The following is a 21,473-nucleotide window of genomic DNA, read 5'->3' as shown; positions in this document are numbered from 1 at the left end:
CTGTAAGAGCCGCCCAAATGAAATTGGCGCCTTCTCCCAGCGCGGCGCCCCAGCTTCAGAGATATAGACATATGGCACTTCGCAACATCGCGATTATCGCGCACGTTGACCATGGCAAGACGACACTGGTTGACGAGCTCCTGAAACAGTCCGGTTCGTTCCGCGAGAACCAGCGCGTTGCAGAACGCGTCATGGATTCCAACGATCTGGAAAAGGAACGCGGTATCACGATCCTTGCCAAGGCGACCTCGGTCGAGTGGAAGGGCGTTCGCATCAACATCGTCGACACCCCCGGCCACGCCGACTTCGGCGGTGAAGTCGAGCGTATCCTGTCGATGGTGGATGGCGCGATCGTTCTGGTTGACTCGTCGGAAGGCCCGATGCCGCAGACGAAGTTCGTCGTCTCCAAGGCGCTGAAGGTCGGCCTCCGTCCGATCGTCGCGATCAACAAGATCGACCGTCCCGATGGCCGCCATGAGGAAGTCATCAACGAAGTGTTCGACCTCTTCGCCAGCCTCGACGCGACCGACGAACAGCTCGACTTCCCGATCCTTTACGGTTCCGGTCGCGATGGCTGGATGAACGTCAACCCTGAAGGTCCGAAGGACCAGGGTCTCGCGCCGCTGCTCGACCTCGTGCTCAGCCACGTTCCGGAGCCTACGGTTGCCGAAGGCCCGTTCACGATGATCGGCACGATCCTGGAAGCCAACAACTTCCTCGGCCGTATCATCACCGGCCGCATCAATTCCGGCTCGATCAAGCCGAACCAGGCCGTCAAGGTTCTCGGCCAGGATGGCAAGCTGATCGAAAGTGGTCGTATCTCGAAGATCCTCGCCTTCCGCGGCATCGAGCGCACCTCGATCGACGAAGCACATGCAGGCGACATCGTCGCGATCGCCGGCCTCTCCAAGGGCACGGTTGCCGACACCTTCTGTGATCCAGCCATCACCGAAGCGCTGACCGCGCAGCCGATCGATCCGCCGACCGTTACCATGTCCTTCATCGTCAACGACAGCCCGCTCGCCGGAACCGAAGGCGACAAGGTCACCTCACGCGTCATCCGTGACCGTCTGTTCAAGGAAGCCGAAGGCAACGTCGCGCTGAAGATCGAAGAAGCCGAAGGCAAGGATTCGTTCTACGTGTCCGGCCGCGGCGAATTGCAGCTCGCCGTTCTGATCGAAACCATGCGCCGCGAAGGCTTCGAGCTTGCCGTATCGCGTCCGCGCGTCGTCATGCACCGCGACGAGAACGATCAGCTGATGGAGCCGATCGAAGAAGTCGTCATCGACGTCGATGAAGAGCATTCCGGCGTCGTCGTGCAGAAGATGTCCGAACGCAAGGCTGAAATGACCGAGCTGCGTCCTTCGGGTGGCAACCGCGTTCGCCTCGTGTTCAATGCTCCGACCCGCGGCCTGATCGGCTACCAGTCGGAACTGCTGACCGACACGCGCGGCACCGCCGTCATGAACCGCCTGTTCAAGGACTACCAGCCCTTCAAGGGCGAAATCGGTGGCCGCACGAACGGCGTTCTCCTGGCGAACGCTCCGGGCGAAGCCGTTGCCTACGCCATGTTCAACCTTGAAGATCGCGGTCCGATGATGATCGAGCCAGGCGAAAAGGTCTACATGGGCATGATCATCGGCATCCACAGCCGCGACAACGACCTCGAGGTCAACGTCCTCAAGGGCAAGCAGCTGACCAACATCCGCGCCGCCGGCAAGGACGAAGCCGTCAAGCTGACGCCGCCGATCCGCATGACGCTCGACCGCGCTCTCTCCTGGATCCAGGACGACGAGCTGATGGAAGTGACGCCGAAGTCGATCCGCCTGCGCAAGATGTATCTGGATGCCAACGATCGCAAGCGCTTCGCCAAGGCAAAGACCGCCTAAGTCGAGCAGGCTCATCCAAGACTTCGAAACCCCGGCCATCGCGCCGGGGTTTTTTATTGTGTGCCGCGTCGAATCTCGCTTGTCGCAATAGTTAAAGAAGCGTTAAATTTCAGTTGTCGTCCACATGTTAAGTCTGTGGGCAAGCAACCTGAATGCGCGGTGTGCGTATGGTTAATTGCCGGCAATCGGACCAGAGTACGCGTTATGAAGACGTTGTCGATCGATGTTCGGCGGGCCGAGCCGCACGATTCCCGAGCCATTTCGGAAGTGCATCGGCTTGCGTGGCAGCACACCTATGCGGGGATCATCCCGCACCGTGCGTTGCGGCAGATGATCGAGCGTCGCGGTGAGAATTGGTGGCGCAAGGCCACCCGAGGGCCGGCAACGCTTCTCGTTCTCGATGTGGCCGGCACCGTCGCGGGCTATGCGACGCTTGGCCTCAATCGCGCCCGTGCTCTGCCTCAGGAAGGTGAGATTTACGAACTCTACCTTCGCCCAGAATATCAGGGCATTGGTCTCGGACATATGCTTTTCGGCGAAGCGAGACGCCTTCTGAAGTCATTGGGCTGCAAAGGGCTGGTTGTTTGGTGCCTTGAGGAGAACGAGAACGGGGCTCACTTCTACCGCAGCCACGGTGGTATCGACTATTGCGAAGGCATGGAAACCTTCGACCGGAAGCAGCTAAAAAAGATCGGCTTCATCTGGGGTTGAGGGCCCGCCTCGCCTTATCGCTTTTTCAGCGAAAATGACCGCTGTGGTCGTCACGAAAACTTGCAAATAACATTCAACTTATATAAGTCGCGGCTCACGTTCTTGGCGCGTGAGGGGGACAGGCATGTTGGATGGCTTTTGGACGCGTCTCGACTGCGGCGGTGACCGGGCCGCGCTCCTGCTGCCGTCCCGGCCTGCCGTCACTTACAGAGAGCTTGCCGATCGCGTAGCAACGCTGAGCCGCGCTCTCGGTACCAGCAAAAAGCTGATCGCCGTCGAAGCAGCGCAATCCGAGCATTCGATTATCGCCTATCTCGCAGCCCTTGCCGGCGGGCATGCCGTCGCGCTGCTGCCGTCCGAGGACCGCGTCGCCTGGTCATCGTTCCTGGAGCGGTTTGCGCCCGAGATCGTCTACCGCCGCGAGGGCGGGCGCTGGCGGCTCACCGAAACAAACCTTGGTTCCGGTGGTGTGCCGGTGCATCCTGATCTTGCCCTGATGCTCGTGACGTCGGGTAGTACGGGCAGTGGCAAGGCCGTGAGGTTGTCAAAGACAGCCGTCGCCGCTAATGCAGAGCAGATCGCCGGCTATCTTGGCCTGCAGGCAAGCGACGTTGGTGCCTTGGTCCTGCCACTTCATTACTCGTACGGTCTGTCGGTTCTGAATTCCCACCTTGCCGTCGGTGCCGCCGTCTGGATGCCCGGGACATCGGTCCTTGAGTCGACCTTCCTCGATGATTTCAGAACAGCGCGATGCACGAACTTCGCAGGCGTTCCGCATTCCTACGAGCTCCTCGAGCAACGCGGGTTTCGCGAGCAGCACTATCCCGATCTCCGTTTCATGACGGTTGCCGGCGGACGTATGGAGTCGGAGGCGGTGCGGCGCTACCACGGGTGGCTGCAATATGAGGGCCAGCGCTTCTACGTGATGTATGGGCAGACAGAAGCGACCGCACGAATTGCTTACGTCCCTCCTGAGCATCTGCCTGGGAGTGCAGATCGGATCGGGACCGCGGTGCCGGGCGGTGAGCTGTGGCTGGTCGACGAGAAGGGTGCAATAATCACGGACACCGACGTTGCCGGCGAACTGGTCTATCGTGGGCCCAACGTCATGCTCGGCTACGCCGACACCCGTCAAGATCTGGCGCGCGGTGCTGATATTGAGGAGCTTCGGACCGGTGATCTGGCCGCGCGCGACGCGGACGGACTGTTTCGGATCACGGGCCGTTTGCGGCGGATGTCTAAGATCGGCGGTGTCCGTCTCGGCCACGATGCGCTTGAAGCCGCGCTGGCTGCGAAAGGCATCACAGCCGCGGTCGTGGGCAACGACCAGCAGCTGCTTGCGGCCTTTGCAGGGTCGCAACGCGAGGAGGATGTTCGTGAGGCGCTGGCGGTGATTGCAGGCATCGGCTTGCCACAGGTGCGCGCGATCGGCTTTGAGGAGCTGCCGCGGCTTGCCAACGGTAAGATTGACTACGAACACCTCCGTTTACGCATGGAATCCCCGACGGCGTGCGAGCAAGCCACGGTCTTGAGCCTGTTTCGCGAAGTGTTTTTTCCCCGACGCATCTCGCCCAACGACAGTTTTGCAGAGCTTGGCGGGGATTCATTGCGTTATCTCGAGCTTACAGTTGGTCTCGAGCGGCTGCTTGGCAGGGTGCCGGATGGTTGGGAAAAGATAACTGTCGGTGTGCTGGCGGGTCTATCGCATTCGACGAACCCCCAACGAACGATCGCCAGTGACATTCTCCTGAAATCCATTGCAATCCTGCTGGTGGTGCTCCATCACGCCACGCCGTGGCCCATTCCTGGCGGTGCGGGCACAATGTTGGTGCTGTGCGGATACGGGCTGGCGCGCTTCCAGTCCAGTGCGCTTTTCGCCGGGGACCTGAGGCGTTTTCTGCTGCCGCTTAGCCTAGTTCTCTGGCCGTACTATCTTGTCGTCCTGGGTTTTAGTATTGCCTGGGGTGCAATACCGTGGGCCTCGGTCTTCCTGGTTGGCAACCTTGGCTTCGCTGAGCCTGATCGCCATGAAATGCTGCCTTATCTCTACTGGTTCGTGGAGGCTTTCGCGCAGCTTCTGATGCTTTGGGGAGCCTTGTTTGCTGTGCCGAGCATTCGCCGTTCTGCGGCAAGGGATCCTTTCCGTTTCGGCATGCTGTTTTTGGCGTTTGCCGTCCTCGCGCATTTCGCGGTCCCGGTGCTCTCGCCAATTGGGCAGCGGCAGATATTCACCCTTGCCTGGGTGTTGCACCTTGCGGTTTTCGGATGGTGCGCGGCTTTTGCAAATTCGAGGAGACGACGACTTGCGGTAATCGCCGCCGGATGCGCGGTGATGCCGCTTATGGCCTATACCGGCGGAAACTGGGCAGGGTCCTGGGTCCTCTATGGTATGCAGTTACCGGTACTTGCCGTCCTTCTCTACGTGCCTCGGGTCAAGCTGCCCACGACGCTTGCCGCCGTGCTGGTTGCGGTCGCGGCCGCGAGCTATCACATTTACCTGCTACACCGGATTCTGCCGGAGGCCTTGTTTGATAGCGCCGATCCCGCGACCTTTAACGCGCCGCTACCGGTCGCAGTATCGGTCGTGTCCGGTCTATTGAGCGGCATACTTGCCCATCAGCTCCAGCGTCGCGTCATGCTTGGCCAACGCTTGTGGGCAGGGTTGAGCCGGTTCGGCGATTACCTGCGCCAGTCAGGCCGACAGGGGATGTCGTTCGGATCGAGTCGGCCCCTTGTAAGGGAACAGCAGAGAAGCCGCGTGTCGCCTTGATGACCTCCTAGAGGGGCCCAATCCACATTGGCGTGTTGCGTTGCGGGATGATTCCCAGTATCTGGCAACCATCGACTTAATCTTTAGAGGGAAGCTCTATGCGCATCGACGCCGTTTCCATTGGCAAGAACCCGCCGGAAGATGTCAACGTCATCGTTGAGGTGCCCGTCGGCGGCCACCCGATCAAGTACGAAATGGACAAGGAAGCCGGTACGCTGGTTGTCGATCGCTTCCTCTATACGCCGATGACTTACCCGGGCAACTACGGCTTCGTGCCGCATACGCTCTCCGAAGACGGCGACCCGATCGACGTCCTCATCGCCAGCACCCGTCCGCTCGTTCCGGGCTGTGTCATCAACGTGCGCCCAATCGGCGTTCTGAAGATGGAAGACAATTCCGGCAAGGACGAGAAGATCATCGCCGTACCCTCGCCGAAGCTCACGCTGCGCTACGAGAAGGTGAAGGACTACACCGACCTTCCGGATATCACGCTGAAGCAGATCGAACACTTCTTCGAGCACTACAAGGATCTTGAGCCCGGCAAATGGGTGAAGATTTTTGGTTGGGGCGATTCCAAGGAAGCCGGCGCATTGATCCTCGAGGCGATCGAACGCGCCAAGAAGGAAAAAGCGTAATCAGCTTCCGAGAAGAGCACTCAATTTCCTGATCAAATCCTCCGGGTCGCCATCGATCCGGAGGATTTTTTTACGTGATGTGTCGCCGGAGGCGATACTGACGGATGATTTCGCGACCGCAAGCGACTTCGCTATGAGCGCGATCAAGGCTTTGTTCGCCTTACCCTTCTCGGGAACCGCAGCCACCCTGGCTTTGAGGCGAGACTTGCCCTCGGCGTCTACTTCAATGCCGTCAATGGCATCGCGCCCGCCGTTGGGCGTCAAGCGAACTGCCAGAGATATGTGGTCGGTGAAAGCAGCCCAGGGCCGGCTCACGCCACCAGCGGGAAGATCGAATTCCACATCAGCGAGCGCACGAAGAAGATGATCAGCAGCAAGATGATTGGCGAAATGTCGATACCGCCAAGGTTCGGCAGCACGCGGCGGATCGGCCGTAGCAGCGGTTCGGTGACGTTGTAGAGGAACATGCCGACCGAATTGACGAACTGATTGCTGGAGTTGATTACGTTGAACGCATACAGCCAGGAGAAGATAGCGCTGGCGATCAGCACCCAGGTATAGAGATTCAAAGCCAAATCAATGGTTTGAAAAAGCGCAAGCATTGCAATCTCCAGTTCGTTGTTGACAGACATGTAGACATTGGCGACTAAACGAGCAAGTGCTGTCTCGAAACGCATTGTAAATCATGTTTAACAGCGGCGTCGTGCGTTGGCGTCTGGCCTGTTGTCCTGGAAAGCCCTCATGTCCTTTTCGCCAACCGGAGACCGTTTTGCCGCGTTCCGGCATCCTTCATATACTCGGTTCTTCTTCGCACGATTTCTCCTGTCCTTTTCGCAACAGATCGTCAGCGTGGCGGTTGGCTGGCAGATGTATGATCAGACCGGCAGCGCGATCTATCTCGGCCTGATTGGCCTTGTGCAATTTCTGCCGTCCCTGGTCCTGATCCTTGTCACGGGGTCGGTCGCCGACCGGCATAACCGGCGTGCGATCGCTGCCCTTTGCTCGCTTGTCAGCGCGCTGTGCACGCTCGCACTGTTGTTGATGACGATTACGGGCACGTTCTCGCCACTGCCGGTCTTTGCTGTGCTGCTGGTGTTTGGCATCGAACGCGCCTTCATGTCGCCGGCCGTTCAATCGCTCGCACCAAACCTTGTGCCAGCACAAGACTTGTCGAATGCCATCGCCTGGAATTCGTCCTCATGGCAACTGGCGGCGATTACAGGTCCGGTTCTCGGCGGTCTCTTGTATGGCATCAGCCCTCACACGGCCTACACGGTCGCTGTTGTCTTCGCCGCGCTCGGCGCAGCACTGCTCTACACGATCCCCAAGCCGCCGCAGAAAACGACCGGCGAAGCCAAGAGCTGGGATATGATCCTCGGTGGCTTCCGCTTCATCCGCGCCGAGAAAGTCGTGCTCGGCGCCATATCGCTGGACCTCTTTGCGGTGCTGCTCGGCGGCGCGACGGCACTGATGCCGATCTTTGCGCGGGATATCCTGACCCTCGGCCCGTGGGGGCTTGGCCTTTTGCGATCGGCACCGGGGGTCGGTGCGATTGCCATGGCGATTTTTCTCGCTGCCTATCCACTCAGGCATAGTGCGGGCGTTGCCATGTTCATCGGCGTTGCCCTGTTCGGTATCGGCACGATCGTGTTCGGATTCTCGACCAGCACGGAGCTATCCATCGCGGCGCTGGCTATCATGGGGGCGGCCGACATGATTTCCGTCTACGTGCGAGAAAGCCTGATCGCCCTCTGGACGCCGGACGAGTTGCGCGGCCGGGTCAATGCCGTCAACATGGTCTTTGTCGGCGCATCCAACGAACTCGGCGAGTTTCGCGCCGGCACCATGGCTTCCATTTTTGGCGCCGTCCCCGCGGTTGTCATTGGTGGCATTGGGACACTTGCTGTGGCGGCAATTTGGGCAACGAGCTTTCCCAAGCTGCGCAAGATCGACAGCCTTGATGCGCCCGAGCGGCTTGAACAGGCGTGACAGTCTTCAGGTCGAGATAATGACCTCTGCTTCGATTTCGACGGGAAAGTTCAGCGGTAGGCCGGCAACGCCAATCGCTGATCGGGAGTGGCTGCCGACTTCCGGTCCGAACACTTCGATGATCAGCTCGGTAAAACCGTTGATGACGGCCGGCGAATTGGCAAAGCGCGGCGCGCAATTCACCATACCGAAAACGCGGCACCAGCCAGTAATGCGATCAAGGCTTCCTAGTTCCCGCTTCAGACTGCCCAACATGGAAAGCGCTACTTTCCGAGCGGATGCCTTGGCCTCCTCAATGGAGATGTTCTCACCAACCGCTCCGAACGGGCCTGCAGGCGTACCATCGGTGTTCTGTGGGCCGTGACCCGAGACGAATGCGCGATTACCGCGCACGTTCACCCACGGAAATGGAAGGACCATGTTGGAAGGCAGTTTCAATGGCTGCGGTAGAACCAATCCCAACGCGGCAAGTCTCTGCTCGTAATTGGCCATGGAATTCCTCCGGAGATAGCTTTGCTCGTCATTGCTCGGGTACGGAAATCCCAAGATCTGATCTTGGATCGGAACATTCTTAACTGGGGGTATCGCCAAAGTGGTCGTAGGCGATCCTAGCACGCCGCGGTGCAGGGCGCACGCCGCTAAGCGGAAAGGACGGCTTTGGAGGTTGCGACGGATTTCTTGGCCTCGAAAACAATGTCGAGGAACTCACTCAGCCATGCCTTCAGCGGCGCGTCGAAGAGCATCCGCCCTTCCAGATGTTCGCGACCCTGCTGGGCGTTTGGAAGAATGAAGCGATGAGCGCCGTGGACCACCCAGCGGTGCATCATCGCGCGTGTCAGTTCGGCATGGAACTGGAGGCCCCAGGCATGGCCATCATAACGAAAGGCCTGATTGGGATAGGTGTCGCCTTCGGCCAGCAATTCCGCCCCGCGTGGCAGGTCGAAGCCTTCGCGGTGGAAATGATACACCATCCTCGGCCAGTGCATCAGCAGACGGCCTTTCTCGGTCGGGCGTAGCGGATACCAGCCGATTTCGGTGGAGCCGTCGGCATTTGCCTGAACCTTGCCGCCGAGTTGCCGGACAAGCATCTGTGCGCCAAGGCAGATGCCGAGCAGTGGACGCTTTTCTCTGAGGGGCACATCGAGCCAATTGATTTCGGTCTTGACGAAGTCATCCGTATCGTTGGCGCTCATCGGCCCACCGAAGACGACTGTGCCCGCATGTTCGACAAGTGTAGACGGAAGCTTGTCGCCGAGAACCGGGCGTCGGATATCGAGCCGGTATCCCTTCTCGACCAGCAGCTGACCGACCCGTCCGGGGCTTGAACGCTCCTGATGGAGAACGATCAAGACTGGACGTTTGTCGTGCTTCGGTAAGCCGTCAGTCGGCATCGTCCTGCACCACCTCGGTATCCGTGACCCGTCGCGCGGCCTCCTGCCGCTTCTGGATCCGCTCGCGGGCGGAAACGCCGAGAAGTTCGGCGATGCGCCAGATCGCATCGTCCTCCATTTCGCTGCGCTCGCCATCGGCATAAACGATGTCCCAGAGAACCCCGATCAGCTCCAGCCGCTGTTCGGTGTTGAGGTGACGCTTGAGATCCGAGGTGAAGCGGTAGTAGTCGACGGCATCGCTTTCCGCTTCCTGGCCGGCGGCCATCAGTGCGTCGAGTTGCTTGCGATCGAGCCCGTACTGATCCTTCAGCAGTTTGCGAAGCCGCTTTGTTTCACTGTCCGTGACCTGCCCGTCGGCCTCCATCACCTGCATGCAGAGCGCTGCCACCGCGATGCGCGGATCGTCGGGCGCGAAGCCTTTCTTTGTGTTGTCGGAAGTCAGATTCTGAAAGAATTCCTGGAAGCGTTCGAACATTTAGGTCCTGTTTAATTAGAAAAGGCGGAGCCGTGTCTTGGGTTCTGGTTCCGCTGCTGGATTGCGAACGCCGGGATCGTCCGGCAGGCCGCCAAAGAAGGGGCGCGGTTCGGGTGAAGGGGCTGCGTCAGTCGGCTGTTTGCTTGGCCCGGGCGGCTTCGGAGACGGCCGCGCCGCCTCGGCGATCGTCGCAGCCCGCTCGAGTTCGATGATGCGATGATCGCTTGACAGGCCATCAGAACGGGCCGCTCGCACGGGCGGGAGCGTTTTCAGCGCGCTGTCGATCGAGATCGTTGTGCTTTCGTCAACTGCCTTGTCCACGTGGTCGAACGGCGCTTTCCAGACAAAAGCGTCCAATCGACCGCTGACTGGCGAGAGCGGCAACCATTTGTCGGAAACGAAACCGTCCGCCACCCACGCCGGATCGCGCGGAGCCTTCAGGGCTTGGGCAAGCCAGTGGCGAATACGACCTTGATCGCCAGTTTCGGCCTCCTCGATGTCGGCAAGCAGCAGGAAAACGGCTTCGCGTGGCTCGATGCGGGCAGCGGCCTCCGCCTTGGCGCGGGCCTTGGCAAAATCCTGGGTGTCGAGAGCGGCCTGCGCCACGAGAAGCAGAGATTCGACGTTGTTTGGCCGCATTGCTTCCAGGCGCTCGGCGCGCTTGAGGCGGTCGGCAGCAGAATCGCCGCTGCGCGCACGCACATAGGTGCGGCCGATGTCCGGATGCGGGTTGGACTTCCATGCCTGTTCGAGGATGGAGGCCGCCTTGCGCAGCTTGTCTTCACGGAACAGGGCTTTAGCGGCGATAATTGCGGCAGGCTCGAAGTCGGCTGATAGCTTGAGGGCGTGTGTGGCGTCGTCGCGCGCGCCTGCCGGATCGTTCTCGAGTTTCTCGGTGGCGCGAGCGGTCAACAGAACGGCACGAAGCCTGTCAGCCTCGGCCTTTTCGATGACGTGACCCGCCTTTTGCTGCTCCAGCAACCGCATCGCATCATCCCAGCGCCCGGCCTGGCTGCGATACTCGAGCGTTGCCTGGGCGGCCCATGGCAGATAGGGCGCATTGTCGGCAGCCTTTTCGGCATATTGCCGGGCCGCTTCGTTGGCGCCGAGGCGCTTGGCTTCGAGATACAGCCCACGCAACCCGAGTTCGCGAGTCTCGGGATCGTTGGTCATCTCCTCGAACTTGGCACGCGCTTCGTCGTGGCGGCCCTCGATCAACGCGGCCTGCGCCTCGAGAAGTGCGATCAGCGGCTCCTGATCGGCGCGGATCAAGCCGCGGGAGCGGGCGGCCATTTTGCGAGCCATCAGCGCATTGCCGGCGCCTGCCGCAATCAGGCCAGTCGACAGCGCCTGATAGCCGCGATCGCGCTTGCGGGCGCGAAAATAGCGGGTGACGGAATAGGGCGACGTCCAGATTGTTCGCAGCAGCCACCATACAATCATCACGACTGCAATGAGCGCAATCAGGGCGCTCGCAGCGACGATGAGCCGGGTCTGGTAGAGTTGGCCCTCCCAAATCAGCGAAAGATCGCCCGGGCGATCGGCCAGCCATGAAAATCCGTAGCCAAGCGCGAGGACCAGGAGGGCGAATATGACGAGTCTGACCATGCCTCAGCCCTCCTTGCCAGCGTTGGAAACGGCCTTGGACAAGGCGCTGCTCACGAGATCTTCGACGCGGATGCGGGCTTCCAGAGATTGCTTGAAGGCGGCGGATGCCTGTTTAGCCTCAGCCGGCAGGTCGGTCCATTCAGATGCGGCACCCTGCAGGTCGCCGTTCTTCACCTTGTCTTCCATGCGTGCGGCGATCGCTTCGACGCTTTCGCCATCGACGTTGCCGACAGGCCGGACCTTTATAAGCGACTTGGCGCCCGCCATCAACCGGTCGGACCAACTCTGGTTGGCGTCGGTCTGATTGACGGAATCAACGATCGCTGTTGCGACATCCGGCACCTGGCGGGCCAACTCGGCACGCGAGGGAACGCCGGTCGCTGCAAAATTGCGCAGATCCGCGATCGCCGGGTCGTCGGGGGAGACCCCTGCTAGGGTGTCGAGTTCGGCGACGAACGGACCACCGCGATCAATTGCCGCCTTCAGCGCGGCGGCGGCGATCGCCTGCGCAACGGCGACATCCTGCCGTGGCTCGTTGAGTTTCTTTTCCGCCTCGGCAAGTCGTTGCTCAATATCCGCGCTGTCGGAGGATTTCTGCTCCGAGGCTTGAGTGACGGCGCCACGCAGTTGATCAATCTGGCCGGTCAAATCGGCAATCTTTTGATTGAGAGCATTGACCGCAGTCGTGTCGGCGACCGCGGCGGGCGGGTTTTTAGCCGTCGCCTCCAATGCGGCGATACGCTGCTCCAGCGCACCTGTGTCGGAAGTGGGCGGAGCGGCGGCGAGATTGGCGACCGATTGCTTAAGGCCGTCGATCTCTGCTGAGAAATTGGCGACGTCAGCCGATGGTGTCGGAGGCGCGGACGAGCTTGGCAGGTAGCCTGCATATTGAATGGCGCCTGCGCCAACAAGCGCAATCAGGCCGCCGACGATCCCGGCTGCGATCAGGCCCGACGTACCGCTGTGCGATGGGGCGGCGGGCGGTGCTGGCGGAACGGGATTGCTCGGCCCGTGCAGCTCTGGTGGGGGTTCGGCAGCGGCCACCGGCGTTTCGTCGGGCAACGGCTCGCTGGTCAGGTCGGGCTGTGCTGGAGGCTCGTCCGCAGCGCTCGTATCCGGCTTATCGATCGGCTCTTCGGCTTTCGCTTCGGTATCCTTGGCAGAAGCAAATTCCTGCGTATCCAGATCGATGGTGACCGGCTTTTCGGTGTTCTTCGAGTGGCGAGGCGGATTTCCTGGTGCCATGAGATCCTCTTACTGATGCATTGCAACGAAACTAGTCAGTGATGCTATTCAAGGAAAGAGGTTAGATAAAATTTGGGCGCGCTCGCATTCAAAGGAGCGACAAAAGGCTGCGCTCTTCCGGCATCTCCGCAATGCTTACGGTACTCTGCAGCGACGCGGGGATCACCTCCGCGACGGATTTGCTGAGGCAAAGGAAGCGCATTCCGTCCATACTGCCGTCCTGCATCTGCGCCGCGGCCGCGCGGACGAAATTTTTAGCCGTTTGGCGCGAATAGAGGAGGATCGCGTCGGGCCGCTGATGGGTGAAGATCGTTTCCAACGTTTGAGGTGCGGGGTCGATCGGCTCCATCCGATAACATTCTACGACGACGATCTGCAGGCCGATTTCATTCGCGCGCTTCTCGAAGGTCGCTGCTCTTGGCGACCCGGCGAGATAGACGACAGCGCCGCCCGCCTGTTTCGCGATTGTCTCGGCAAGCTCGATGCCACTGCCGCTCGATGCGGTGACGGAGGTAAAACCGATCGTCCGCGCTTCTTCGGCCGTTGCATCGCCGACCGCAAAGACGGCGCGCGCGCGATGGATGGCAAGTTCGGCTGCATGCGATGTAAGCGCCCTGATTGCTTCGGCACTGGTGATCGCTATGCTGCCCTTGGTCGTGCTTAAGCCGCGCAGCGCCGCACTGGCGTCGTGAACCGGTCGCGACAGGGGCAGCAATATCGGCTCGTGTCCTAGCTCGCGAAGGCGCTTGGCGGTGCGCTCGCCCGAATGCTGAGGACGGGTCACGAGCACGCGCATCGGAAGCTAACTCCAGTCGTTGAAGAAGCTGCTGCCGGCGCGTGCGCGGATTTCCTGCCCCGCACGGGTGCCCAGGGCCGCCGCGTCGCGCCTGTGGCCGTCGACGCTGACAGCGTGCTGATTGCGACCGTCAGGTGTGATGATCAGGCCGGAAAAGCGAACCTGGTCGCCTTCACAAATGGCATAGCCGCCGATTGGCGTGCGGCAGGAGCCATCCAAAGCGGCGAGAAAAGCCCTTTCACAGGAAACTGCGTCGAAGGTCGCCGCATCATTGATGGGAGCAAGCAGGTCGTCGATGCGGGCGTCGCCGATACGGCTCTCGATGCAGATTGCCCCTTGAGCCGGCGCGGGCGGAAAGGTCTCCGCCGAAAGAATATCTGTGATCACCTCAACCTTGCCGAGCCGCTTCAAGCCGGCGAGCGCAAGCAGCGTGGCATCGACCTGGCCTTCCTGCAACTTTCTCAGTCGCGTATCGACGAGGCCGCGAAAGGTAATGACGTTGATGTCGGGCCGCATTCTGCGGATCAGCGCCTGGCGGCGGAGCGACGAAGAGCCAACGGTTGCGCCGTGCGGCAAATCAATCAGCTTCGGTGCCGTTCGCCCGATCACCGCGTCACGGACATCCTCGCGTGGCAAGTAAGCGGAAAGACAGAGCCTCTCCGGAAGTCGCGTCGGCATGTCCTTGGCGGAATGCACGGCGATGTCGAGGTCGCCACTTGCAAGCTGCTGTTCCAGTTCTTCGGTGAAAAGCCCCTTGCCGCCGATCTCGGCCAGCGAGCGGTCGGTGATGCGATCGCCCTTGGTGCTGAGAACGACGATTTCGAACATCTCTGCGGGAAGCCCGTGCGCTGCCATCAGCCTGTCACGGGCTTCGTGAGCCTGGGCGAGCGCCAGCGGGCTGCCTCGGGTGCCGATCCGGAAAGGTTTTGTTTGCATCCGCATTGATCCGTTGTTACCGGAGTTCCTCGTAAACGGGTTTAAGACCCATCGCAATCAACGATCAGGTTTCATGGCGCCCTTTCTACGCATCCTCGGCATCGAAACAAGCTGCGACGAAACCGCCGCGGCAGTGGTCGAGCGTGCCGTCGACGGCCAGCCGACGGTGCGCTCGGACGTTGTCTTGAGCCAGCTCGAAGAGCATAGCGCTTACGGCGGCGTAGTGCCCGAGATCGCTGCGCGCGCCCATGTCGAGGCCCTCGATACGCTGATCGACGAGGCCTTGAAACGCGCCAATGTGTCGCTCTCCGATATCGATGCCATCGCGGCAACCTCGGGGCCTGGGCTGATCGGTGGTCTGCTCGTCGGGCTCATGACCGGCAAAGCGATCGCCAAGGCGTCCGGGAAACCGCTCTATGCGGTCAATCACCTCGAAGGGCATGCATTGACGGCGCGGCTGACGGACGGGCTTGCATTTCCCTATCTGATGCTGCTCGTGTCCGGCGGACATACGCAGCTTATTCTCGTGCGCGGCGTCGGACAATACGAACGCTGGGGCACAACGATCGACGATGCGCTCGGTGAGGCTTTCGACAAGACGGCGAAATTGCTGAGCTTGCCCTATCCTGGCGGACCCGCGGTCGAGCGCGCCGCCAAGAGCGGTAACCCCGATCGGTTCAACTTTCCGCGACCGCTGGTCGGAGAAGCAAAGCTCAATTTCTCGTTCTCCGGTCTGAAGACGGCCGTGCGTCAGGCGGCGAGCGACATCGCACCGTTGACGGAGCGGGATGTCGCGGACATCTGCGCCTCCTTCCAGAAAGCGATCTCACGGACCCTGAAGGATCGCATTGGTCGTGGGCTCGCGCGCTTCACGGCCGAGTTCCCAAATGTTGACGGCGGACCGGCACTTGTGGTTGCCGGTGGGGTTGCGGCCAATCTGGAGGTTCGCAGTACCCTGCAGTCGCTTTGCGACAAGCATGGCTTTCGTTTCGTCGCGCCGCCGCTGCATTTGTGCACGGATAACGCGGTGATGATTGCCTGGGCAGGTCTGGAGCGCATGGCAACGGGCGTCGCACCGGATGATCTCGATGTGCAGCCGCGCTCGCGCTGGCCGCTGGATTCAAATGCCGAGACATTGCTTGGCTTCGGCAAGCGTGGAGCGAAAGCATGAGCGAAAAGATTGCTGTCATCGGCGCTGGCGCCTTTGGAACGGCGCTTGCCGCAGTGATTGCCCTCACCGAGCGCAATGCGGTGACGCTGGTCGGCCGCGATCCTGAGTTGATCGCCGACCTGAAGGCCGAGCATCGGCATGACGCGGCCTTGCCGGGCATTGCCTTGCCGGAGTCGCTTGGCTTTTCCGCCGAACCGGATGCGATTTCCGATGCTGACATCGTGCTCTTCGCGATGCCGTCGCAGGCACAGGCGGATGCGGCGAGGCAGTACCGACCCTATCTCGCAAGCAATGCCGTTGTGGTGACCTGCGCCAAGGGCATCGAGAGGGCGACAGGCAACCTCTTGACCGACATGCTGGAGCGCGAAATTCCGGGTCACCCCGTTGCCGTGCTATCGGGGCCTGGCTTTGCTGCCGATATCGCAAAGGGATTGCCGACAGCGATGGCGATCGCTGCATCGGACATGGATGTGGCCGAAAGGCTGGCCCACGCCATTTCCGGGCGGACGTTCCGGCTCTATGCCTCATCTGATCGGATCGGCGTCCAGCTTGGCGGTGCGCTGAAGAACGTTCTGGCGATCGCCTGCGGGATCGTGGAGGGCGCGGGGATCGGTGACTCTGCGCGCGCGGCGCTAATTGCCCGAGGGCTTGCCGAGATGTCGCGGTTTGTCGTCGCCAAAGGCGGGCAGGCGGATACTGTGCCTGGCCTCTCCGGCCTTGGTGATCTGGTCTTGACGGCGACCAGCCACCAGTCGCGCAATCTTCGCTTCGGCATTGCCCTTGGTCGTGGCGAGACCGTCGACCCCTCTCATGGCGAACTCGTGGAGGGCGCTTTTGCAGCGGCCGTGGCATCGCGTCTGGCACAGTCGCTTGGTGTCAGCATGCCAATTACCGATGCCGTGTCCGCCATCATCGAAGGCAAGCTCGGCATTGCCGAGGCCATCGATCAGCTTATGACGCGTCCGATAACGACTGAATAGGAGTTCCGATATGCTTTTTGCTCTCCTCTGCAAGGATAAACCCGATCATCTCAACGTTCGCATGGAGGCGAGACCCGCCCACGTGGAGCACCTCAACAAGCTCAGTGCCGAGGGTGTACTGAAGATGGCCGGCCCGTTTCTGGATGCCGAAGGCAAGCCCTGCGGCAGCCTCGTCATCATTCATGCAGATACGATCGAAGCAGCGAAGGCGCTGGCCGACAGCGATCCCTACACCAAGGCCGGCCTCTTTGAGAGTGTCGATATCAAGCCCTTCAATTGGGTCTTCAACAATCCGGAGGCATGAGCGTGGCGCATTGGCTTTACAAATCCGAACCCGCCTCCTGGTCGTGGGAGCAGCAAAAGGCTGCCGGCGAGAAGGGCACCGAATGGACCGGCGTCCGGAACTATCTCGCGCGCAACAACATGCGGGCGATGCAGCTGGGCGACAAGGGCTTCTTCTATCACTCCAACGAGGGCCTCGAGATCGTCGGTATCGTCGAGGTCTGCGCACTGTCTCATCCTGACTCGACCGCCAAGGGCGATGACCGCTGGGACTGCGTCGATATTCGCGCCGTCTGCGACATCCCCAAGCCGGTCTCGCTGAAGGACATCAAGGCCAACGAGAAGTTCGCCAAGATGTCGCTCGTCACCTCCATGCGACTTTCGGTCCAGCCGGTCACGGACGAGGAGTATCTGGAGATCTGCCGCTTGGGCGGGCTCGACAATCCGCCGCGTTGAGCGACCATTGAAGACCGATCCAGAAATCTTCATCCGCGCCAATACCGGCGTGATGGCGCCGCCGCATGTGCCGGAGATTCGGCTGCATCTGGCAGACGAAGCCCATGACTTGTGGCTCAAGACGGAAGATGAACTCGCGGAGATCGGTCTGCCGCCTCCGTTCTGGGCGTTCGCCTGGGCGGGCGGTCAGGGACTGGCGCGGTACATACTCGACCATCCCCAGACTGTTGCCGGCAAGCGCGTTATCGATTTCGCCACGGGCTCCGGCCTTGTCGCGATCGCGGCAAAAATGGCCGGAGCGACGAAGGTTATTGCCGCCGACATCGATCCGTGGACCAAAACCGCCGTGCGGCTCAACACGGGACTGAACAAGGTCGACGTCGACTTCAGCGATGCTGATCTGATCGGCACTCACGTCGACACAGATATTCTGCTCGCCGGCGACGTCTTCTACGACAGCGATTTTGCTGCGGCGATCGTTCCGTGGTTCGAGACGCTCAGCCGCCAAGGGATCACGGTCTTCGTCGGCGATCCGGGCCGCGCCTACCTTCCCAGGAAGCGCCTGGAATTCTGCGCAGCCTATCAAGTCCCGGTTACGCGGGCACTTGAGGACAGCGAGGTGAAGAAAACAACTGTTTGGCGGTTCACGGCCTGATCACACAAACACCTGCCTCGTAGGAGCAAGCGCTGCTCTTTGCCGTCACGCTGATGACCTTGGCCATTGGCGCCAGACCGGTGGTTTGGACTTGCACCGGAAAGCCATAGTTGCTGCCGACCGCGTAAGTTCCGCCATCGCTGTCGTAGACGTAGGATGATCCCGCATAGGTGCCGCCTACGCTTCCGCCGCTCTGTGGTGCAACGACGACGATGACATTGCGTCCACCATAACCGCCGTAACCGCCGCCATAGCCGTTGTAGCCGCGATAAGGAAACGAGGCGCGCTTGATCAAAGGTGTGCGCCTGTGGCCATAGCCGAACCGGCCATATCCATCGGCGAAATGTGGTCGGCCATGGTTTAAGCCACGAAACGGCCGGCCGAGGATCATGGGAGTACGATGCCCAATGAAAACCTTGCCACCGTGGCGAGAGAACGAATTGTGGCCGAAGTCGCCGGCGGAGGTCGGCATTGCGATCAAAGCGGCAGCGGCAAGGGAAACGAGCACGGAGGCAAGCTTCAGCATCGCGCGGATCTCCAAAATGGAACTGTTAACAAAGCGTTAACAGCAAAATGCGCCAAAAGCAGCTAATTGTCCAGAAGACACCCCTACATGCCGGTTGCGTCGGGAAACAGGCCGGCCGTCAAGCGCAGTTCGCGCCACCCAGAGACGCAAATCGATTAAATTAAATTGGGGTTGCAATTATACTTGTCGTTAGGGGCTTACGTGATTAAACGTCGCCATTGATGCGACGCACACAAACAAATTTGTCCTTCGTGTGATCGCCTTGAATGCTTCCTGATGTCGGGAGCGCAGAGAAGACGCCGCGAGGTTCTGATGGCGAATGTGACAAATAACCGGCCCCTGTCGCCGCATTTGCAAATTTACAAACCAATCCCCACCATGGTCATGTCGATCGTTCACCGCATTACCGGTGGCGCTCTTTACGTCGGCACACTGCTGGTCGCCTGGTGGCTGATCGCGGCTGCGACCGGTCAGGCCTACTATGATTGGGTGAACTGGATCCTCGGGAGCATCGTCGGCAAGCTCGTGCTGCTCGGCTACACCTGGGCGCTTCTGCACCACATGGTTGGTGGTTTCCGTCACTTCGTCTGGGATCTCGGTCACGGCTTCGACAAAGAAGTCTCGACCAAGATGGCCCAGGCCTCGATCGTCATATCGCTCTGTCTGACCGTGCTGGTCTGGGTGATCGGCTTCCTTATTCGCTTCTGAAGGTTGTTCTCATGGATATGCGCACCCCCCTGGGTAAGGTTCGCGGCCTTGGCTCGGCCAAGGAAGGAACCGATCATTTCTGGCGTCAGCGCGTCACGGCGGTTGCCAATGTGCCGCTTTTTCTCTTCTTCATCATTTTCATGATCGTTCACGCAGGCGAGCCGTACTCCGATGTCGTTCACGCTCTGTCGAACCCGCTCGTTGCGGTCGTGATGGGCCTGATGGTCGTTTCCGGCGTCATTCACATGCGGCTCGGCATGCAGGTCATCATCGAGGACTACGTTCATGGCGAATTCGCCAAGATCGGCCTTCTGATGCTGAACACCTTCTTTTCGATCCTGATGGCGGGGCTCTGTCTCTTCGCCATTCTGAAAATTGCTTTCGTAGGATAACCGTATCATGGCACCGACTTCACCCGCTCAGAATAGGAAGGCCTACAAATACGTCGATCACTCTTATGATGTGATCGTCGTCGGCGCCGGCGGCGCTGGTCTTCGCGCCACCCTCGGCATGGCCGAGCAGGGCTTCAAGACTGCCTGCATCACGAAGGTATTCCCGACCCGCTCGCACACGGTCGCCGCCCAGGGCGGTATCGCCGCTTCGCTGCGCAACATGACGCCTGACAGCTGGCAGTGGCATCTCTACGACACCGTCAAGGGCTCCGACTGGCTCGGCGACGTCGACGCCATGCAGTATCTGACCATGGAAGCGCCGAAGGCGGTCTATGAGCTCGAGCACTACGGCGTCCCCTTCTCGCGCAACGAAGAGGGCAAGATCTACCAGCGCCCGTTCGGCGGCCACATGCAAAACTACGGCGAAGGCCCGCCGGTACAGCGCACCTGCGCGGTTGCCGACCGTACCGGCCATGCCATCCTGCACACGCTCTATGGCCAGTCGCTGCGCAACAACGCCGAATTCTTCATCGAGTATTTCGCGCTCGACCTGATCATGTCGGATGACGGCAGCCGCTGCACCGGCGTTGTCGCCTGGTGCCTGGACGACGGCACGATCCATCGCTTCGCCGCCAAGATGGTGGTGCTGGCGACCGGCGGTTACGGCCGCGCCTATTTCTCGGCGACCTCGGCGCACACCTGCACCGGCGACGGCGGTGGCATGGTTGCCCGCGCCGGCCTGCCTTTGCAGGACATGGAGTTCGTTCAGTTCCACCCGACCGGCATCTACGGTTCGGGCTGTCTGATCACCGAAGGCGCGCGCGGCGAAGGCGGCTACCTCGTGAATTCCGAGGGTGAGCGCTTCATGGAACGCTATGCCCCTTCGGCGAAGGACCTTGCCTCACGTGACGTCGTCTCGCGCTGCATGACTTTGGAAATCCGCGAAGGCCGCGGGGTCGGCAAGGCCAAGGACCATATCTTCCTGCACCTCGACCATCTCGATCCAGCCGTTCTGCACGAGCGCCTGCCGGGCATTTCCGAGAGTGCCAAGATCTTCGCCGGCGTCGACGTGACGCGCGAGCCGATCCCGGTTCTGCCGACCGTTCACTACAACATGGGCGGCATTCCGACGAATTATTGGGGCGAAGTGCTGAACGCCGACAGCTCCAACCCCGAGCGGATCATTCCGGGCCTGATGGCGGTCGGAGAAGCCGGCTGCGCGTCGGTGCACGGCGCCAACCGCCTCGGCTCCAACTCGCTGATCGACCTCGTGGTCTTCGGCCGCGCCGCGGCGATCCGCGCCGGCGAGGTCATCGACCGTGCTGCGCCGATCCCGCATCTCAACGTTGCTGCCTGTGACAAGATCATGGATCGCTTCGATGGTCTGCGCCATGCCAGCGGCGGTACGCCGACGGCGGTGCTGCGCGAAAAGATGCAGCGCGCCATGCAGGAAGATGCTGCCGTGTTCCGTACACAGGAATCGCTGGAGTCGGGCTGCAAGCGCATCTCCGCCATCTGGCAGGAAATGCGTGACATCAACGTCACCGATCGCTCGATGATCTGGAACTCCGACCTTGTCGAAACGCTCGAGCTGCAGAACCTGATGGCCAACGCCATCACCACGATCTACGGGGCCGAAGCACGCAAGGAGAGCCGCGGTTCTCACGCCCGCGAAGATTACACGGAAGGCGCATTCGCCGGCCGCGACGACGTCAACTGGCGCAAGCACACGCTCGCCTGGGTCAACGACGCAGGCGACGTCAAGCTCGACTACCGCCCGGTTCACACCGAGCTCATCGCAGAGGGCATCGATCCAAAGAAGATCGCGCCCAAGGCTCGCGTGTACTAAGAGGAACTG

23 protein-coding genes are annotated in these 21,473 nt (G+C 60.8%); 13 read left to right on the top strand and 10 right to left on the bottom strand.

Going from position 1 to position 21,473, the window contains the following annotated elements; translation table 11 throughout:
* Positions 1-71: 71 nt before the first annotated feature.
* From typA to ppa, 4 genes are all read left to right on the top strand, one after another.
* Entirely contained in the window at positions 72-1,889 is a 1,818-nt protein-coding gene (gene typA, locus RGCCGE502_RS23065; RefSeq protein WP_016556611.1) for a translational GTPase TypA, read from the top strand.
* Between the two features lie 204 nt (positions 1,890-2,093).
* Entirely contained in the window at positions 2,094-2,600 is a 507-nt protein-coding gene (locus RGCCGE502_RS23060; RefSeq protein WP_016556610.1) for a GNAT family N-acetyltransferase, read from the top strand.
* Between the two features lie 124 nt (positions 2,601-2,724).
* Positions 2,725-5,370 carry an AMP-binding protein gene (locus RGCCGE502_RS23055; RefSeq protein ID WP_016556609.1) on the top strand — a complete coding sequence of 882 codons (2,646 nt, stop codon included), beginning with the start codon at positions 2,725-2,727 and terminating at the stop codon, positions 5,368-5,370.
* A 98-nt stretch (positions 5,371-5,468) separates the two neighbouring features.
* Positions 5,469-6,005, top strand: a complete 537-nt coding sequence (gene ppa / locus RGCCGE502_RS23050; RefSeq protein ID WP_016556608.1) for an inorganic diphosphatase — start codon at positions 5,469-5,471, stop codon at positions 6,003-6,005.
* Here ppa and RGCCGE502_RS23045 read toward each other — a convergent pair whose 3' ends face one another.
* On the bottom strand, positions 6,006-6,320 hold the full coding sequence (locus RGCCGE502_RS23045; protein WP_016556607.1) for a DUF167 domain-containing protein: 315 nt from the start codon (positions 6,318-6,320) through the stop codon (positions 6,006-6,008). It abuts the gene before it with no gap.
* Positions 6,317-6,607, bottom strand: a complete 291-nt coding sequence (locus tag RGCCGE502_RS23040; RefSeq protein ID WP_016556606.1) for a YggT family protein — start codon at positions 6,605-6,607, stop codon at positions 6,317-6,319. Before RGCCGE502_RS23040 ends, RGCCGE502_RS23045 begins: the two co-directional genes overlap by 4 nt.
* A 139-nt stretch (positions 6,608-6,746) precedes the next feature.
* Between RGCCGE502_RS23040 and RGCCGE502_RS23035 the strand changes: the two genes are divergently transcribed.
* Positions 6,747-7,994 (top strand): MFS transporter, encoded by a 1,248-nt coding sequence (locus tag RGCCGE502_RS23035; RefSeq protein ID WP_016556605.1) that lies wholly within the window; start codon positions 6,747-6,749, stop codon positions 7,992-7,994.
* 6 nt (positions 7,995-8,000) lie between these two features.
* On the opposite strand, the gene RGCCGE502_RS23030 is transcribed toward RGCCGE502_RS23035, so the two are convergent.
* The 7 genes from RGCCGE502_RS23030 to hemC all read right to left on the bottom strand — a co-directional run bounded on the left by RGCCGE502_RS23030 (position 8,001) and on the right by hemC (position 14,445).
* Positions 8,001-8,486: a RidA family protein gene (locus RGCCGE502_RS23030; protein WP_016556604.1), complete on the bottom strand. Its 486-nt coding sequence runs from the start codon at positions 8,484-8,486 to the stop codon at positions 8,001-8,003.
* 146 nt (positions 8,487-8,632) lie between these two features.
* Positions 8,633-9,385 (bottom strand): glutamine amidotransferase, encoded by a 753-nt coding sequence (locus tag RGCCGE502_RS23025; protein WP_016556603.1) that lies wholly within the window; start codon positions 9,383-9,385, stop codon positions 8,633-8,635.
* Entirely contained in the window at positions 9,375-9,860 is a 486-nt protein-coding gene (locus RGCCGE502_RS23020; protein ID WP_016556602.1) for a tellurite resistance TerB family protein, read from the bottom strand. Before RGCCGE502_RS23020 ends, RGCCGE502_RS23025 begins: the two co-directional genes overlap by 11 nt.
* A 15-nt stretch (positions 9,861-9,875) precedes the next feature.
* The gene (locus tag RGCCGE502_RS23015) at positions 9,876-11,468 is read right to left on the bottom strand and encodes a heme biosynthesis protein HemY (protein ID WP_016556601.1); all 1,593 of its coding nucleotides are present in this window, start codon (positions 11,466-11,468) and stop codon (positions 9,876-9,878) included.
* Between the two features lie 3 nt (positions 11,469-11,471).
* Positions 11,472-12,713, bottom strand: coding sequence for a COG4223 family protein (locus RGCCGE502_RS23010; RefSeq protein ID WP_016556600.1), 1,242 nt, complete (start codon positions 12,711-12,713; stop codon positions 11,472-11,474).
* Between the two features lie 88 nt (positions 12,714-12,801).
* Positions 12,802-13,509: a uroporphyrinogen-III synthase gene (locus tag RGCCGE502_RS23005; protein WP_016556599.1), complete on the bottom strand. Its 708-nt coding sequence runs from the start codon at positions 13,507-13,509 to the stop codon at positions 12,802-12,804.
* Between the two features lie 6 nt (positions 13,510-13,515).
* The gene (gene hemC, locus RGCCGE502_RS23000; RefSeq protein ID WP_016556598.1) at positions 13,516-14,445 is read right to left on the bottom strand and encodes a hydroxymethylbilane synthase; all 930 of its coding nucleotides are present in this window, start codon (positions 14,443-14,445) and stop codon (positions 13,516-13,518) included.
* A 73-nt stretch (positions 14,446-14,518) separates the two neighbouring features.
* Between hemC and tsaD the strand changes: the two genes are divergently transcribed.
* The 5 genes from tsaD to RGCCGE502_RS22975 are packed head-to-tail and all read left to right on the top strand — an operon-like array spanning position 14,519 to position 17,989.
* Positions 14,519-15,616 carry a tRNA (adenosine(37)-N6)-threonylcarbamoyltransferase complex transferase subunit TsaD gene (gene tsaD, locus RGCCGE502_RS22995; RefSeq protein WP_016556597.1) on the top strand — a complete coding sequence of 366 codons (1,098 nt, stop codon included), beginning with the start codon at positions 14,519-14,521 and terminating at the stop codon, positions 15,614-15,616.
* Positions 15,613-16,596, top strand: coding sequence for an NAD(P)H-dependent glycerol-3-phosphate dehydrogenase (locus RGCCGE502_RS22990; protein ID WP_016556596.1), 984 nt, complete (start codon positions 15,613-15,615; stop codon positions 16,594-16,596). Before tsaD ends, RGCCGE502_RS22990 begins: the two co-directional genes overlap by 4 nt.
* A 10-nt stretch (positions 16,597-16,606) precedes the next feature.
* The gene (locus RGCCGE502_RS22985; protein ID WP_016556595.1) at positions 16,607-16,900 is read left to right on the top strand and encodes a YciI-like protein; all 294 of its coding nucleotides are present in this window, start codon (positions 16,607-16,609) and stop codon (positions 16,898-16,900) included.
* A 2-nt stretch (positions 16,901-16,902) separates the two neighbouring features.
* A complete protein-coding gene (locus tag RGCCGE502_RS22980; RefSeq protein WP_007794193.1) occupies positions 16,903-17,334 on the top strand; it encodes an EVE domain-containing protein in 432 nt (143 codons plus the stop codon).
* A gap of 7 nt (positions 17,335-17,341) precedes the next feature.
* Positions 17,342-17,989, top strand: coding sequence for a class I SAM-dependent methyltransferase (locus RGCCGE502_RS22975; RefSeq protein ID WP_016556594.1), 648 nt, complete (start codon positions 17,342-17,344; stop codon positions 17,987-17,989).
* Here RGCCGE502_RS22975 and RGCCGE502_RS22970 read toward each other — a convergent pair.
* Positions 17,979-18,515: a hypothetical protein gene (locus RGCCGE502_RS22970; RefSeq protein WP_016556593.1), complete on the bottom strand. Its 537-nt coding sequence runs from the start codon at positions 18,513-18,515 to the stop codon at positions 17,979-17,981. The two genes, RGCCGE502_RS22975 and RGCCGE502_RS22970, sit on opposite strands and share 11 nt — an antisense overlap.
* Before the next feature lie 312 nt (positions 18,516-18,827).
* Here RGCCGE502_RS22970 and sdhC point away from each other — a divergent pair, with 312 nt between their 5' ends.
* Genes sdhC through sdhA form a run of 3 tightly spaced genes read left to right on the top strand, consistent with a single transcriptional unit; the run spans position 18,828 to position 21,464 of the window.
* Positions 18,828-19,223, top strand: coding sequence for a succinate dehydrogenase, cytochrome b556 subunit (sdhC, locus tag RGCCGE502_RS22965; RefSeq protein WP_016556592.1), 396 nt, complete (start codon positions 18,828-18,830; stop codon positions 19,221-19,223).
* 11 nt (positions 19,224-19,234) lie between these two features.
* Positions 19,235-19,615 carry a succinate dehydrogenase, hydrophobic membrane anchor protein gene (sdhD, locus tag RGCCGE502_RS22960; RefSeq protein ID WP_016556591.1) on the top strand — a complete coding sequence of 127 codons (381 nt, stop codon included), beginning with the start codon at positions 19,235-19,237 and terminating at the stop codon, positions 19,613-19,615.
* Positions 19,616-19,622: 7 nt separating this feature from the next.
* Positions 19,623-21,464 carry a succinate dehydrogenase flavoprotein subunit gene (gene sdhA / locus RGCCGE502_RS22955; RefSeq protein ID WP_016556590.1) on the top strand — a complete coding sequence of 614 codons (1,842 nt, stop codon included), beginning with the start codon at positions 19,623-19,625 and terminating at the stop codon, positions 21,462-21,464.
* Positions 21,465-21,473 lie beyond the last annotated feature (9 nt).

This window comes from Rhizobium grahamii CCGE 502 (genome assembly GCF_000298315.2).
Lineage (GTDB): Bacteria > Pseudomonadota > Alphaproteobacteria > Rhizobiales > Rhizobiaceae > Rhizobium > Rhizobium grahamii.
This window is presented reverse-complemented; position numbering and strand designations above follow the sequence as displayed.

Bases quoted from the DNA above. Each gene is read 5' to 3' on its own strand.
- typA (WP_016556611.1), top strand. From the start codon at position 72: ATGGCACTTCGCAACATCGCGATTATCGCGCACGTTGACCATGGCAAG.
- RGCCGE502_RS23060 (WP_016556610.1), top strand. From the start codon at position 2,094: ATGAAGACGTTGTCGATCGATGTTCGGCGGGCCGAGCCGCACGATTCC.
- RGCCGE502_RS23055 (WP_016556609.1), top strand. From the start codon at position 2,725: ATGTTGGATGGCTTTTGGACGCGTCTCGACTGCGGCGGTGACCGGGCC.
- ppa (WP_016556608.1), top strand. From the start codon at position 5,469: ATGCGCATCGACGCCGTTTCCATTGGCAAGAACCCGCCGGAAGATGTC.
- RGCCGE502_RS23040 (WP_016556606.1), bottom strand. From the start codon at position 6,607: ATGCTTGCGCTTTTTCAAACCATTGATTTGGCTTTGAATCTCTATACC.
- RGCCGE502_RS23035 (WP_016556605.1), top strand. From the start codon at position 6,747: ATGTCCTTTTCGCCAACCGGAGACCGTTTTGCCGCGTTCCGGCATCCT.
- RGCCGE502_RS23030 (WP_016556604.1), bottom strand. From the start codon at position 8,486: ATGGCCAATTACGAGCAGAGACTTGCCGCGTTGGGATTGGTTCTACCG.
- RGCCGE502_RS23025 (WP_016556603.1), bottom strand. From the start codon at position 9,385: ATGCCGACTGACGGCTTACCGAAGCACGACAAACGTCCAGTCTTGATC.
- RGCCGE502_RS23020 (WP_016556602.1), bottom strand. From the start codon at position 9,860: ATGTTCGAACGCTTCCAGGAATTCTTTCAGAATCTGACTTCCGACAAC.
- RGCCGE502_RS23015 (WP_016556601.1), bottom strand. From the start codon at position 11,468: ATGGTCAGACTCGTCATATTCGCCCTCCTGGTCCTCGCGCTTGGCTAC.
- RGCCGE502_RS23010 (WP_016556600.1), bottom strand. From the start codon at position 12,713: ATGGCACCAGGAAATCCGCCTCGCCACTCGAAGAACACCGAAAAGCCG.
- RGCCGE502_RS23005 (WP_016556599.1), bottom strand. From the start codon at position 13,509: ATGCGCGTGCTCGTGACCCGTCCTCAGCATTCGGGCGAGCGCACCGCC.
- hemC (WP_016556598.1), bottom strand. From the start codon at position 14,445: ATGCAAACAAAACCTTTCCGGATCGGCACCCGAGGCAGCCCGCTGGCG.
- tsaD (WP_016556597.1), top strand. From the start codon at position 14,519: ATGGCGCCCTTTCTACGCATCCTCGGCATCGAAACAAGCTGCGACGAA.
- RGCCGE502_RS22990 (WP_016556596.1), top strand. From the start codon at position 15,613: ATGAGCGAAAAGATTGCTGTCATCGGCGCTGGCGCCTTTGGAACGGCG.
- RGCCGE502_RS22985 (WP_016556595.1), top strand. From the start codon at position 16,607: ATGCTTTTTGCTCTCCTCTGCAAGGATAAACCCGATCATCTCAACGTT.
- RGCCGE502_RS22970 (WP_016556593.1), bottom strand. From the start codon at position 18,515: ATGCTGAAGCTTGCCTCCGTGCTCGTTTCCCTTGCCGCTGCCGCTTTG.
- sdhC (WP_016556592.1), top strand. From the start codon at position 18,828: ATGGCGAATGTGACAAATAACCGGCCCCTGTCGCCGCATTTGCAAATT.
- sdhD (WP_016556591.1), top strand. From the start codon at position 19,235: ATGGATATGCGCACCCCCCTGGGTAAGGTTCGCGGCCTTGGCTCGGCC.
- sdhA (WP_016556590.1), top strand. From the start codon at position 19,623: ATGGCACCGACTTCACCCGCTCAGAATAGGAAGGCCTACAAATACGTC.